This window comes from Nonomuraea sp. NPDC052116 (assembly GCF_040680035.1).
Taxonomy (GTDB): Bacteria; Actinomycetota; Actinomycetes; order Streptosporangiales; family Streptosporangiaceae; genus Nonomuraea; species Nonomuraea angiospora_A.
In genome coordinates this window covers 426,965-440,188 of sequence record NZ_JBFAWA010000003.1, presented here as the reverse complement: position 1 = coordinate 440,188, position 13,224 = coordinate 426,965, and the positions used below count along the sequence as shown (strand labels likewise).

The 13,224-nt window shown below is 73.9% G+C and carries 9 protein-coding genes; 4 read left to right on the top strand and 5 right to left on the bottom strand.

Going from position 1 to position 13,224, the window contains the following annotated elements; translation table 11 throughout:
* Positions 1-6: 6 nt before the first annotated feature.
* Positions 7-780, top strand: a complete 774-nt coding sequence (locus tag AB0L65_RS07620; RefSeq protein ID WP_364241585.1) for an arylamine N-acetyltransferase — start codon at positions 7-9, stop codon at positions 778-780.
* A gap of 13 nt (positions 781-793) precedes the next feature.
* Here the strand turns inward: AB0L65_RS07620 and AB0L65_RS07615 are convergent, their stop codons facing one another.
* From AB0L65_RS07615 to AB0L65_RS07605, 3 genes are read right to left on the bottom strand one after another with little or no spacing between them, the layout of a single operon-like run.
* Entirely contained in the window at positions 794-3,610 is a 2,817-nt protein-coding gene (locus tag AB0L65_RS07615; protein WP_364241582.1) for an AAA family ATPase, read from the bottom strand.
* Positions 3,607-4,368 (bottom strand): nucleotidyltransferase domain-containing protein, encoded by a 762-nt coding sequence (locus tag AB0L65_RS07610; protein WP_364241580.1) that lies wholly within the window; start codon positions 4,366-4,368, stop codon positions 3,607-3,609. The genes AB0L65_RS07615 and AB0L65_RS07610 overlap by 4 nt, the downstream gene beginning before the upstream one ends.
* Positions 4,365-5,003 (bottom strand): nucleotidyltransferase domain-containing protein, encoded by a 639-nt coding sequence (locus AB0L65_RS07605; protein ID WP_364241578.1) that lies wholly within the window; start codon positions 5,001-5,003, stop codon positions 4,365-4,367. The genes AB0L65_RS07610 and AB0L65_RS07605 overlap by 4 nt, the downstream gene beginning before the upstream one ends.
* Positions 5,004-5,048: 45 nt before the next feature.
* Here AB0L65_RS07605 and AB0L65_RS07600 point away from each other — a divergent pair, with 45 nt between their 5' ends.
* The gene (locus AB0L65_RS07600; RefSeq protein WP_364241575.1) at positions 5,049-6,926 is read left to right on the top strand and encodes a propionyl-CoA synthetase; all 1,878 of its coding nucleotides are present in this window, start codon (positions 5,049-5,051) and stop codon (positions 6,924-6,926) included.
* A 74-nt stretch (positions 6,927-7,000) separates the two neighbouring features.
* Complete coding sequence (locus AB0L65_RS07595; protein ID WP_364241573.1) at positions 7,001-9,826, top strand: hypothetical protein; 2,826 nt, start codon at positions 7,001-7,003, stop codon at positions 9,824-9,826.
* Here the strand turns inward: AB0L65_RS07595 and AB0L65_RS07590 are convergent, their stop codons facing one another.
* Both AB0L65_RS07590 and AB0L65_RS07585 read right to left on the bottom strand, forming a co-directional pair.
* Entirely contained in the window at positions 9,827-10,987 is a 1,161-nt protein-coding gene (locus AB0L65_RS07590; protein ID WP_364241570.1) for a HAMP domain-containing sensor histidine kinase, read from the bottom strand.
* A gap of 2 nt (positions 10,988-10,989) precedes the next feature.
* Positions 10,990-11,646, bottom strand: coding sequence for a response regulator transcription factor (locus tag AB0L65_RS07585; protein WP_350734744.1), 657 nt, complete (start codon positions 11,644-11,646; stop codon positions 10,990-10,992).
* A gap of 152 nt (positions 11,647-11,798) precedes the next feature.
* Between AB0L65_RS07585 and AB0L65_RS07580 the strand changes: the two genes are divergently transcribed.
* The gene (locus AB0L65_RS07580; protein ID WP_364241568.1) at positions 11,799-13,214 is read left to right on the top strand and encodes a hypothetical protein; all 1,416 of its coding nucleotides are present in this window, start codon (positions 11,799-11,801) and stop codon (positions 13,212-13,214) included.
* Positions 13,215-13,224: the final 10 nt, after the last annotated feature.

Sequence of the window (13,224 nt, the reverse complement as noted above, 5' to 3'; positions counted from 1 at the left end):
GATCTCATGACATGGGACATCGACAAGCTCGATCTCGAGGCGTACCTGGCCAGGATCGGACACGGCGGCCCGCTCGCGCCGACATATGAGACGCTGCGCGCGCTGCACCTCGCGCACGTGCGCTCCATCCCCTTCGAGAACCTCGACGTGGTCCTCGGCCGGGGCATCGCCCTCGACGTGGGCAGCCTCCAGGACAAGCTCGTCACGGGCGGGCGCGGCGGCTACTGCCACGAGCAGAACCTGCTGTTCGCCGCCGCGCTCGAACGCCTCGGCTTCGTCCTGACCCGGCACCTGGCCAGGATCCGGCTGGGCCGCCGCCACCTGCCGCGCTCGCACGCCACGCTCACCGTCGAGGCGGACGGCCGCACGTGGCTGGCCGACGTGGGCTTCGGCGGTGAGGGGCTGGTGGTGCCGATCGCCTTCGAGGACGGGGCGACGGCGCGGTCCGGTCCGTGGGAGTGGCGGCTGGGCCGGGACGGCGACTTCCGGGTGCTGCACGCGGGCCCGGCCGAGCTGTACGCGTTCCGCCCGGACGAGCCGCACTATCCGAGCGACTTCGAGGTGGCCAACTTCTACGTCGCCAACAGCCCCCGCTCGCCGTTCGTCCACCACGTGCTGGCCCAGCGCACCACGGCCGACGCCCGCGTCCGCGCCGAGGACCTGGCGGCGAGCACGGCCGCGGAGCTGGCCGAGGGGCTGCGCGAGCGCCTCGGGATCGAGATCACCGAGGAGGACGCCCGCGAGTTGCTGCCCGTGCTCCAGGCCGACCGCACGGGCTGACTCACGGGCTGACTCATTGGCCGGGCTCGTGCGCCAGCACCTGCCTGGTCAGCTCCACCCGGCTGTTCACCCCCAGCTTGGCGAACGCGTGGCGGAGGTGGCTGTCGACCGTGTGCGGCGACAGGAACAGGGTGGCCGCCGCCTCCCGGTTCGTCATGCCCCGGGCGACGAGCCGGACGACACGCAGCTCGGAGGCCGTCAGCGCCGCCCACCCAAGCCCTGTCGCCCCCCGCCGCACCCTCCCCGCCGCGGCCCCGCACGACCGGTAGACCTCGAAGGCCTCCTCCCGCCGCCCCGCCTCCTCCAGGGCCGCCGCCAGCCCGAGCGGCCGCGGGGCGTTCCGGTACAGCTCGACGGCCTCGTCCAGCCTGCCCTCCGCGTGCGCGAGCCCGGCCGCGAGGGACGTGACGCCGGGGTTGCGGCGGGCGAGGTCCCGCGCGCACGCGACCACGCGCGGATCCGCCCGCCACCGCGCCGCCGTCCACGGCTCCTGCACGATCAGGTACGCCAGGGCCCCGCCATAGGACGGGCCTCCATCGGAGGCGCCCGCCGCCTCGCCGAGGAGCTCGCGCCGCCACCGCAGCTCCTCGGACACCAGGCCGGGCCCCTCCCCGGCCAGCTCGCGGCCCCGATCCAGGTACCCACGTGCCGCCTCCGTCTCGTCCCGGAGGAGCGCCACGTGGCCGAGCACGCCGAGCAGCGCCGGGGCCAGCGCCATCGCCGAGAGCTGCCCGGCCACCCGCAGCCCCGCCTCCGCCTCGGCCGCCGCGTCGTCGAGCCGCCCCCAGGCCAGCAGCAGCTCGGCCCGGAAGCGGTGCAGCAGCGGCAGCGCCCACGCCGTGCCCAGCCGCCCGGCCTCCCGTTCGACCACCGCGTACAGGCTCTCGGCCTCCTCGAACCGGTCCAGCGCCACCATCGCCGCGCCGAGCCACAACCGCGGATGCCGGTGGGCCGCCTCACCGCCCGCCGCGTCGGCCAGCTCGACCGACCGTTCGGCGTGCCGCAGCGCGCCGTCGAGGTCCCCCCGGAACAGCGCCACGGTGGATCGCGCCTGCAACCCCACCACCTGGGCGAACATCTCGCCCTCCGCGACCGCGCCGGCCGCCGCCTCGGCGGCCGCGTCGATCTCGCCGGTCATCATCAGCGCGTGGGCCCGTACGGCCAGCAGCCGCGCCCGCTCCCGCCCCGGCACCCCCGGCCGGTCCAGCACCCGTCCGGTCCGCCGGATGACGCCCCGGTCGTCGCCGATGTGCTTGAGCGCCTCGGCCAGCCCGAGCGCGACCCCCGCCTCCTCGGCCGCCGTGAGCGGTACGCCGAGGCGGTCGGCGAGCTCCCTGGCCTCACCCAGCCGCCCCGCCGAAGCCAGCAACCGCACGGCCCCGGCCACCAGCGGCGCGGCGTCGTGCGTGGCCTCCGGAGCGGTGCCTCGCGTGGCCTCCGGTGCGATGTCGCGGGGGTGGGCCAATTCGAGGGCGCGCAGCATCAGGTCGGCGGCGGCCGAAGGGGCGGCGGCCGTCATCTCCTCGGCAGCCGCCCGCAGCTCCCGGATCGCCGCCGCGTCCCCCCGGCGGGCGCCGTGCCTCAGGTGCTCGGCCAGCTCGGCGGGCGGCCGGCCTTCGGCCCGCAGCACGGACGCCGCCTCCCGATGCAGCGCCGTCCTGATGGGCGCGCCGAGCCCGCCGTAGACGGCCTCCCGGATGAGGTCGTGCCGGAACGCCAGCCGATCCCCCTCACCGACGAGCGCGCCCGCCCTCACGGCCTCCTCCACGCGCCCGAACAGCGCCCCCGCCGTCATCCCCAGCACCCCCGCCGCCTCGTGCACCGAGAACGGCCGCCGCAGCGCGGCGGCTGCCTCCAGCAGCCGCCGCGCCTCGGCAGACAGATCGCGCAGCCGCCTCTCGACCGCCGCCACGAACCCGGCGGGCAACTCCACCGCACCACTCGCCCTGCCACCCGCTGGGCCTATGACCGGGTTCGCGCCGCCCGCCACGACCTCGGCCACGCCGTCGCGCACCGAGATCCGGCCCTCGGCGCGAAGCCCCGTCAGCACCTCCTCCAGCAGGAACGGGTTGCCGCCGCTGCTCCGCACCAGCTCCAGCACCGACGGGCCGGGTGCGGCTCCGAGCAGGCGCGCGCTCAGCTCGGCCGCCTCCTCCGGGCCGAGCGGAGGCAGCGGCACGCGCCGAGCGCCCTCCTCGATGAGCCGGTCCACCGCCTCCTGCTGGGGCAGCGGCCGCCGTCCCAGCAGCCACACCACGGGGGACCCGGCCAGCCCCGGTACGAGCTGCCGCAGCGCCAGGCAGGTCAGCTCGTCCGCCCATTGCACGTCGTCCAGGACGATCGCCAGCGGCCGGGAGCGCGTGAAGCGCTCGACCGCCTCGCCGACCCGCTCGATCACCCGGAACCCGTCACCCCCGAACCCCGTGTCCAGCGGCCCGCCTCCGGCGGTGAGCGGCCCGCCATCGGAGGCGAGCGGGCGGAGGAGGGTGGACAGAGGCGCCACCCGGTCCAGCTCGGTGGCGCGGCCGAGCACCACCGCCGTCCCGCGCACCCGCGCCCGCGCCGCGGCCTCCTCCAGCAGGCGGCTCTTGCCGATGCCCGCCGGTCCCTCCACCACCACGCACCCCGACCCAGCCGCCAGGACCCGGCCGACGATCCCGAGCGCGTCCGTCCTGCCCACCGGCTCGCCGCCGACGGCCTCAAGCGCGTCCGCTCTGTCCACCGGCTCCTCGCCGACGGCCTCCAGCCCGTCCGTCCTGCCCACCGGCTCGCCGCCGACGGCCTCGAGCCCGTCCGCTCTGCCCACCGGCTCCCCGCCTGCTGACGTCACGTCAGAGAGCCCCACCCGCGCACGCGCGCCCGTACCACCAGGTCGTGCAGCGCCGCCTCCGCCGTGGCGCGCTCGGGCAGGTCGGAGGAGTCACGCGCCGCCTCCAGCGCCGCCGTCATCCGCTCCACGTCCGCCTCCAGACCGAGCGTAGAGGGCGCGCGCACGTGCTCGGCCTCCACCTTGCGGGCGACCAGGTCCGGCAGGTACGCGGGCCCGTACGCGTACAGGCGCGTCAGGTCGGCCTCCAGCTCGCCGGTGCGCATGAGGTGCGTCCCGGTGGCCAGCACGCGGAAGGTGTAGAGCAGCGGCTTCAGCTCCAGGCGTTTGGTGAACAGCCGCCACTGCGTCCGCGCGAACCCCAGGTAGTGGTGGGCGTGGTGGCGCGTCAGGCAGCCCGGGGCCAGCGCCACCAGCTCCTCGTGCACCGGCGACGACGTCACGACCAGCGGCGACAGCAGCTGCTCCAGCACATAGCCGTTGCGGCGCAGCAGTAATCGGCAGAACTTCGCCAGGTCGTGCGTCACCAGGTCCACCTCGACGCCGTCGCGCGTCCACATCCGCTCCAGCGTCTGCGGCCCGTGCCGCAGCCCCGCCACCTCCTCCACCGGCAGCACGTGCACGCCGCGCAGGTCCACGTCCGAGTCCACCGAGGGGAACCCGTACAGGTGCGCCCCGCTCACCGTCGCGAACACCAGCGGGTACGGCTGCTCGCCGGGGATCTCGGCCAGCCAATCGGGCAGCAATCCGGGCAGCTTCACAGGTACTCCTTCCGCACGCCGACCAGGAACTCCTCCACCCGCTCCCGGTCCGGCCCCGCCGGCAGCACGCTGCCGGCGGCGCCCACCTCGGCGGCCAGTTCGATCCGCCAGGCGTTCACCTCCGCCCACGGCACCTCGCCGCGCCGGATCGCCAGCAGCCGCTCCCGATAGGGTCCCACCTGGACCAGCGGTTCCCCGTGGCGGATCAGGTGCAGGCCGCTGAGCAGCAGCCGGACCATGTGCATGGCCTGCTTCCACTTGGGTGCGGCCGGGTCGAGCCGGCGGAACTGCGAGTCGGCGTACCCGGCGAACGAGTGCCGCGCCCGTTCCGACAGGAACGCCCGGCGCAGCTCGCGCAGCCGCCGCCCGGCAGGCGTGATCACCTCCACCATAGGGGACCACAGGCACTCCAGCGCGGTGGGGTTCGCCTCGAGGGCGAGGACGCAGAAGCGCTCGACCTCCCACGAGAACTGCTCGGGCAGCGGCCCGTCCCGGTGCGTCGCCGGTTTCTCCAACCGCCAGAACGCGGCCGTCGGCGCCACGAAGACGCCCCGCCGGTCGGTGTCGGAGGCTTCCGTCTCGAGTCCGTACGCCCTCGACCCCATGACGACGGTAAGGATCATGTCATCGGTCACCCGGATATCTTGCGCCATGGGCCCGTGGACTGGTCTGATCGATAAGTGAGCGGTTATGGCGAGGCTTACCGGCAGGCTTACCGGCGCAGCATCGAGCAACCCGACGAGTTCTGGGCCGAGGCGGCACTGGGGATCTCCTGGGACCTGGCGCCGGCGACCGTGACGGCCGGCGGCCGGTGGTTCCCCGACGGGCGGCTCAACACCTGCTTCAACGCGGTCGACCGGCACGTGGCAGCCGGGCGCGGCGACCAGGCGGCGCTGATATACGACAGCCCGGTGACCGGGGCGGCCCGCACGTACACCTACGCCGAGCTGCTCGACCAGGTGGCCAGGACGGCCGGCATGCTGCGCGACCTCGGCGTGACGGCGGGCGACACCGTGGTGATCTACATGCCCATGGTGCCGGAGGCCGTGATCGCGATGCTGGCCTGCGCGCGGCTCGGGGCGGTGCACTCGGTGGTGTTCGGCGGGTTCGCGGCCAGGGAGCTGGCCGTGCGGATCGACCACGCCAGGCCCAAGGTGGTGCTCTCGGCGTCCTGCGGCATCGAGCCGACGCGGGTGGTGGCGTACAAGCCGCTGCTGGACGCCGCGCTGGAGCAGGCCGGGCACCGGCCCGCCAGGTGCGTGATCCTGCAGCGGCCGCAGGCCGTGGCCGAGCTCGACGAGGGCCGCGACCTCGACTGGGCGCGGGCGGTGCGCGACGCCGAGCCGGCCGATTGCGTCAGCGTGGCCGCCACCGACCCGCTCTACATCCTCTACACCTCCGGCACCACCGGCCTGCCCAAGGGCGTGGTGCGCGACAACGGCGGGCACGCGGTCGCGCTGCACTGGAGCATGTCCCACGTGTACGGCGCCGCCCCGGGCGAGGTCTACTGGGCCGCCTCCGACGTCGGCTGGGTGGTCGGTCACTCCTACATCGTGTACGGGCCGCTGCTGGCCGGCTGCACGACCGTGCTGTACGAGGGCAAACCGGTCGGCACCCCCGACCCGGGCGCGTTCTGGCGGGTGGTGTCCACGTACGGGGTGCGCACGCTGTTCACCGCGCCGACCGCGATCAGGGCCATCAAGAAAGAGGACCCATCCGGCATTTTCCCGAAAAAGTGGGACCTGTCGGGGCTGCGTTACCTCTTCCTCGCCGGCGAACGCCTCGACCCCGACACCTACCACTGGGCCTCCGACCTGCTGGGCATCCCCGTCATCGACCACTGGTGGCAGACCGAGACCGGCTGGCCCATCGCCGCCAACTGCGTCGGCATCGAGCCGCTGCCGCTCAAGCCCGGCTCGCCCACCAAGCCCGTCCCCGGCTGGGACGTGCGCATCCTCGACCCCGGCGGCGACGAGTGCCCGCCGGGCGTGGACGGCGCCGTCACCGTCAGGCTGCCGCTCCCGCCCGGCGCGCTGCCCACCCTCTACCGCGACGAGGCCCGCTTCGCCCGCTCCTACCTGGAGCGCTACCCCGGCCACTACCTCACCGGCGACGGCGGCCACGTGGACGCCGACGGCTACCTCTACGTCATGGGCCGCATCGACGACGTGATCAACGTCGCCGGGCACCGCCTGTCGACCGGCGCGATGGAGGAGGTCATCGCCGCCCACCCCGACGTGGCCGAGTGCGCGGTGATCGGCGTGGCCGACGAGCTGAAGGGCCAGTTGCCCGTCGGGTTCGTGGTGCTCAAGGCGGGCGCCGACCGCGACCCGGCGGAGATCGAGCGCGAGCTGACCGCCCTGGTACGCGAGCGCATCGGCCCCGTCGCCGCCTTCCGCCGCGCCGTCGTGGTGGCCCGGCTGCCGAAGACGCGCTCGGGCAAGATCCTGCGCGCGACCATGCGGGACATCGCCGACGGCAACCCGTACTCCACGCCCTCCACGATCGAGGATCCCGCGGCGCTGCCGGAGATCGAGGAGGCCGTGAAGCGAACATGACGGCCCGGTAACTTCCGCCAAAAGGCCCGGCCGCACAGCGCATGATGGGACTCCCAGTCCCCGGGAGAAGGCACATGATCGAGACCCCGAGCTACGCCGATGCCCTGAGGATCCTCGGGTGCAAGGACGCCCGGCTCGTCAAGGTGGTCGGGTTCGCCGCGGCGGCGGCGCGTACCGGCTGGGCGCTGGCCGGGGCGGGGCAGCTCGCGACGGGCCTGACCGACATGCGCAACAGCATCGTCGGCTACGGCGAGGACGTCGTGCGGCGCATGCCCGAGCTGAAGAGCGGCGTCGACCGGTACACCCGCACCCAGCGGCTGGCCTCCGCGCACGCGGTGATCGTCATCTCGGCCTACTTCGAGGCGCTCGGCGAGGCGAAGCTGCCGTTCACGCTCGACCAGCTCGACCGCGGCGGCAAGATCTCGCACGGCGTGCCCACCGCCGAGCGCTTCGCCCGGCTGGTGGCGAGCCTGCTGCTGGAGCGGCTGCCCACCCCTGAGCCGCATCTGCCCTACTCCGAGACCCGTCTCGCCGTGGAACGTGCCTACCAGCGCATGTCGGAGGCCATGGCCGGATACGTGGGCGGGCTGAGCGTCTGGGACGACCTGACGGTCGACGACCAGCTCCTGCTGCCCCGCATGCTGGCCGAGGGCCCGCCCGCCCGCGCGCTGCGCATCTACGACGAGGACTACCGGTCGCTGGCGCTCGACAGCCACGAGTTCGGGGTGCGCAGCCTCGTCACCGAGAAGCCGGCGCCCGCCACGGCGCTGTCACGGGTGGCCTGGCTGCTGGCCGAGCTGGCCCCGCCCCGGGTGGGCGACCGCCCGATGATCCACCAGGCCAGGATGGCCGCCAACGCGCTCGACCAGCCCCTCCTGCACGCCGGCAAGCTGCCCGAGGACGTCTGGCTCCCGCTGCTCGGCGAGGGCTACCTCAGCCCTCGCTTCCGGGTCGCCGAGCTGACCCGGGACGCCACGCCCGCCCAGCTGGACTGGTGGGAGGACCGGCGGCCGGTGCCCGACACCGAGGCGTTCCTGGTGGGCCACCTGACCTCGCTGCGCGCCACCCAGGCGCCCCTGCTCGTGCTGGGCGAGCCCGGCTCGGGCAAGACCAAGCTCACCGAGGTGCTCGCCGCGCGGCTGGCCAGGTCGGAGTTCCTGCCGATCCGGGTCGAGCTGGCCGGCGTGTCCGCGCGGGCGGGTGTCACCGCGCAGGTCGAGCAGGCTCTCGGCACGGTGCTGGGGACGGTGGTGGACTATGCCGAGCTGGTGACGGCCGCCGACGGGGCGATGCCGGTGATCCTCCTCGACGGGTTCGACGAGCTGGTGCAGGGCGGGGTCGACCGCCACGACTACCTCGAACGGGTACAGGAGTTCCAGGCCAGGGAGGCGGAGCTGGGCCGCCCGGTGGCGGTGATCGTGACCGGCCGCACGGTGGTGGCCGACCGGATCAGGTTCCCCAAGGGGCTGCTCGGGCTGCAGCTCCAGCCGTTCGACGACGACCAGGTGCGGCAGTGGCTGACCATCTGGGACCGCCGCAACCGCGGCCTGCTCGCCCGCCGCGACCTGAAGCCCCTGCCGGCCGAGGCGGCGCTCGTCCACGGCGAGATGGCCAGGCAGCCGCTGCTCCTGCTGCTGCTGGCCCTCTACGATGCGGGCAGCAACGCGCTCCAGCGCGACCACGGCCCGCTCGGGCGCGCCCGCCTGTACGAGGTGCTGCTGCGCGACTACACCGAACGCGAGACCGGCGGCGTGCGCCGGGTGGCCATCGACCAGGAGCTGGTCCTGCTCGGCGCGGTGGCCCTGTCCATGCTGGCCGGCGGCCGCCAGGTCATCACCGACGAGGCGCTCAACCGCGACCTGCCCGCCCTCTGCCAGGGTGGCGAGGACGACCCCGGCGACCCCGATCAACCAGGGGAGGCCCGCGTCGACTGGGCGCGCAAGGCCACCGAGCGCTTCTTCTTCGTGCGCAGGAACGGGCACGCCTTCCTGCACGCCACGTTCGGCGAGTTCCTGGTGGCCTGGCTGACCATGTACGCGCTGCGCGACCTCGACCGGCGCCGCCGCCTGGCCGGGGACGAGCCGCTCGCGCTGGTGCAGGCCGTGGACGACGACCTGCTGTACGCGGTCACGTCCCACTCGTGCCTGGCCGAGCGCGGGCCGACCGTCGGGTTCATCCTGGAGCTGCTGGACGAGGTGCCCTCCGCCGTACGCGAGCGCTGTGTGGAGCTGCTGGCCGGGCTGCTGCGCCGGTCGCTGCACGAGCGGCCCCGCCGCCACTTCATCGGATTCCGGCCGGTACGCCACACGATGACCCGCCGCCTGGCCGCCTACTCGGCCAACCTCACCCTGCTCATCGTCTGCGCGTCCGAGCAGCCGGTCCGCGTGTCGTCGATCCTGTCCGGGCCCGACCACCTGGAGCAGTGGTCCTCGCTCAGCCACCTGTGGAAGGGGCAGCTCGGGCAGGAGGGCTGGACCGGGCTGGTGACCGCCCTGTCGGCGCACCGCGTGCTCGAGGACGGCAAGGAGGACGTCGTGCTCGGCGGCGCGGAGACCGGCGGCATGGGCGACGTCGTCGTCGCGGTCGCCACCGGCCACTCGGCCCGGCACCGGCGCCTGCTCGACCTGCTGGTCGCGGCGCTGGGGGAGGGCCGCTTCCTGCCGTACCGGGACCGCCTGGCGATCCTGGACGAGCTGGTGCGGACCGTGGCCGTCCGGTCGCCGGCCATGCACCGGGCCCTGGGCGCGATGTGGACCGAGGACGGCGCCGACCACACGGAGCTGCGGCCGCTCCTGCGCGCGATGCTCGCCGACCCGGCCGACCGGGTGGGCACCTGGGAGCAGCTCGTCAAGGCGGGCGTCCCGGAGACGGCGCTCTGGGAGATCCAGGGCCTGGACTGATCAGGCCGGCTCGGAGCCGACGGGCAGCTCCACGCTGATCGTCAGACCGCCCTCGTCCCTGGGCGTGGCCGTGACCGTGCCGTCGTGCGCCTCGGTGATCACCCGTACGATCGACAGCCCCAGCCCGCTGCCGCGGTCCGAGCGCAGCCGGTCGCCGTGCAGCCGCCGGAACGGCTCGAAGATCGTCTCGATCTCGTACGACGGCACCTGCAGCCCCGAGTTGGCCACGACCAGCTCGACCCGATCGGCCCGCCGCCGCGTCGTGACCCACACCTCGCCCTTGGCGTGGTTGTGCCGGATGGCGTTCTCCACGAGGTTCTGCACCAGCCGCTCCACCAGCACCGCCTCGCCCGCCGTCGGCGCGGGGTCGAGCAGCCGGTGCATGGTCACCTCACGCTCGGCCGCCTCGGCCGCCGCCTGGTCGAGCACGTGCTCGGCCACGTCCGCCAGGTCGAACGGCCGCCGGTCCAGCACCGCCTGCTCGCCCTCGGCCAGCGCCAGCAGGCCGTCGATCAGGCGCTCGTGGCGGGCGTTGACCAGCAGCAGCGACTCGCCGAGCCGCTTGACGTCCTCGGTCGCGTCCGGCCGCCGCACGGCCACGTCCACGAGCGTCCTGTTGATCGTGAGCGGGGTGCGCAGCTCGTGCGAGGCGTTCGCGACGAACCTGCGCTGGCCGTCGAACGAGCGCGCCAGCCGGGCGAGCATGGTGTCGTAGACGTCGGTCAGCTCCTTGATCTCGTCCTGGGGGCCGTCGTAGCCGATCCGCTCGCTCAGGTTGTGGCTCTGGGCGACCCGGCGGGCGGTGTCGGTGACGTTCCTGAGCGGGCGCAGCACCATGCCCGCCGTCCGCCAGCCGATCCCGAACGCCACCCCGGTGCCGGCGAGCACCGCGAGCCCGCCGGCGGTGCGCAGGTTGGCGAGGACGCTGGTCTGGTAGGTGAGGTGCGTCTTGAGCGCGAACCCCCTGGCTATCTCGTACCCGTCCTGGTAGCGCGGGGCATAGAGGCTGTAGCCGTCCCGATCCACCCGGATCTCGTCGGGGGTGAACACGGAGGCCCGGTACTGGAGGCTCGTCTGGACGACGAAGTAGACGGCGGCCAGCGCGAGGGCGGCGACCACGAAGAACACGCCCCCGCTGACCAGGGCGAAACGCAGGCGCATGCTCATGGGATGCGATACCCCGATCCCGGCACGGTCTCGATGACCTGCGGCTCGCCGAGCTTCTTGCGCAGCTTCATCATCGTGGTGCGGACCGTGTTCGTGAACGGGTCGATGTGCTCGTCCCACACCTTCTCCAGCAACGTCTCCGCCGAGACCACCGCTCCCTGGGCCCGCAGCAGCTCGGCCAGCACGCCGAACTCCTTGCGGGCCAGCGGCACGTACCGGCCCTCCCTGAACACCTGCCGGTGCGCCCAGTCCAGCCGCACCCCGGCCCGCTCCAGCATGGGCGGGTCGGCCCTCCTGGCCCGCCGCCCGAGCGCGTGCACCCGCGCCACCAGCTCCTCGAACGCGAACGGCTTGGGCAGGTAGTCGTCGGCCCCCAGCGACAACCCCACCACCCGCGAGCGCACGTCGCTCGCGGCGGTCAGCATGAGCACCCGCACCAGCCAGCCGCGCTCGACCACGGCCTTGCACACCTCGTCCCCGTGCACCTGCGGCAGGTCGCGGTCGAGGATCAGCACGTCGTAGTCGTGCACGCCGAGCCGTTCGAGCGCCGCGTCCCCGTCGTAGGCGACGTCGACGGCCAGTGCCTCTCCGCGTAACCCTTCGGCGATCGAGTCGGCGAGCATCCGCTCATCCTCAGCGACCAAAACGCGCACCTTGCCCCCAAAAGATGTTAAATGCCCGCCAGTCTGCTCTGGCCGGCATAACGCGCGCATAACCAGATTCGGTGACGTTCAGGTTATAGGCGGCGCGCTGGACTGGCCCCCCTGAAGCCGGGATCCGCCTGGCGGTCTCGGGGGAGAAGACCATGGCGCCCATACTCGCGGGGCCACGTGACCACGGGTTGTTCGGGTGCGTGCTCGCGCTCGCCGCCGCGCTGCGCGTGCTGGTCATGCTGGGGTACGACACGGCGCGGCTCTATTGGTACGACTCGTTCACCTACCTGGACACGGCCGTGCGCCTGCGGCCGCAGGGCGCGTTCCACCCGGCGGGCTACTCCTGGTTCCTGTGGGCGTTGCGGCCCTTCCAGAGCGTGGAGCTCGTCGTGGGGGTGCAGCACGCGATGGGGCTGGCCGTCGGGGTGATGATCTACCTGCTGCTGCGCCGCCGGTCGCTGCCCGCCTGGGGAGCGGCGCTGGCGGCGGTGCCGGTGCTGTTCGACCCGGCGTTCGTGCGCCTGGAGCACGCCGTGCTGTCGGACACGCAGGTGATCCTCCTCGTCGTGGCCGCGCTCCTGGTGCTCATGTGGCGCGGGGAGGTGTCCACGCGGGCGGCGGCGGTGGCCGGGGTGCTCCTCGCGCTGGCCGGTCTGACCCGTACCGCCACCGTGCCGCTGCTCGGCCTGGCCGCCCTCTACCTCCTGCTGCGGCGGACGCCCTGGCGCGCGACCCTCGCAATGGTGGTGGCGGGGGCGCTGCCGCTGGCCGCCTACGCCGGTTGGTACGCCCAGCACCACGGCAGGTTCGCGCTGAGCGGCTCGGACGGCGTCGCCCTGTGGGCCCGCACCATGACCTTCGCCGACTGCTCGGTCATCAGGCCGCCCGCGGACCAGGCCGCGCTCTGCCCGAACGGCACCATCCTGGACGCCGCCTCCGAGTACGTCTGGGACCCGCGGGCCTCGCTCAACCGCCTGCCCGGCGACCGGTTCACCCACAACGACCTGGCCAGGGCGTTCGCGCTCCGGGCGATCGCCGCGCAGCCCCTTGACTACCTGCGCGAGGTCGTCCGGGACACCTCGCTCGCCTTCACCTGGGAGCCCGTCGCCCACCCGAAGCGCATGAGCCCGACCACGGCCTTCCAGCGGGGCTCCTGGCCGCTCCCGTCCGGCCAGCCCCTCGTGGACCAGGTCAGGAAGGAGTACGACCCGGACATCCGGGGCATGCGGTCCGTCGAGCCGTTCGCCGCGATCCTGGCCGCCTACCCGTACCCGTGGTTCCTGCACGGCACGCTGTTCGGCGTCCTGCTGCTGGCCGGCGGGGCCGGCGCCGTGCTGCGCCCGCGCACGGCGCTGCTGCCGTGGTCGTTCGCGGTGTTCCTGCTCGTGGCGCCGGTGGCCGCGCTCGACTTCGACCACCGCTACGTCCTGCCCGCCATCCCCGTCGCCTGCGTGGCCGCCGCCCTGGCCGTGCGGCGGCCGGCGCCGCGCCGGTCGGGTGGTTACCCCCGTGGCTACGATCATGTTGCGCGTCCGAGAGCATCGGCGAACGGGTCTCGCGCGTCCTGAAGGGCCGGGC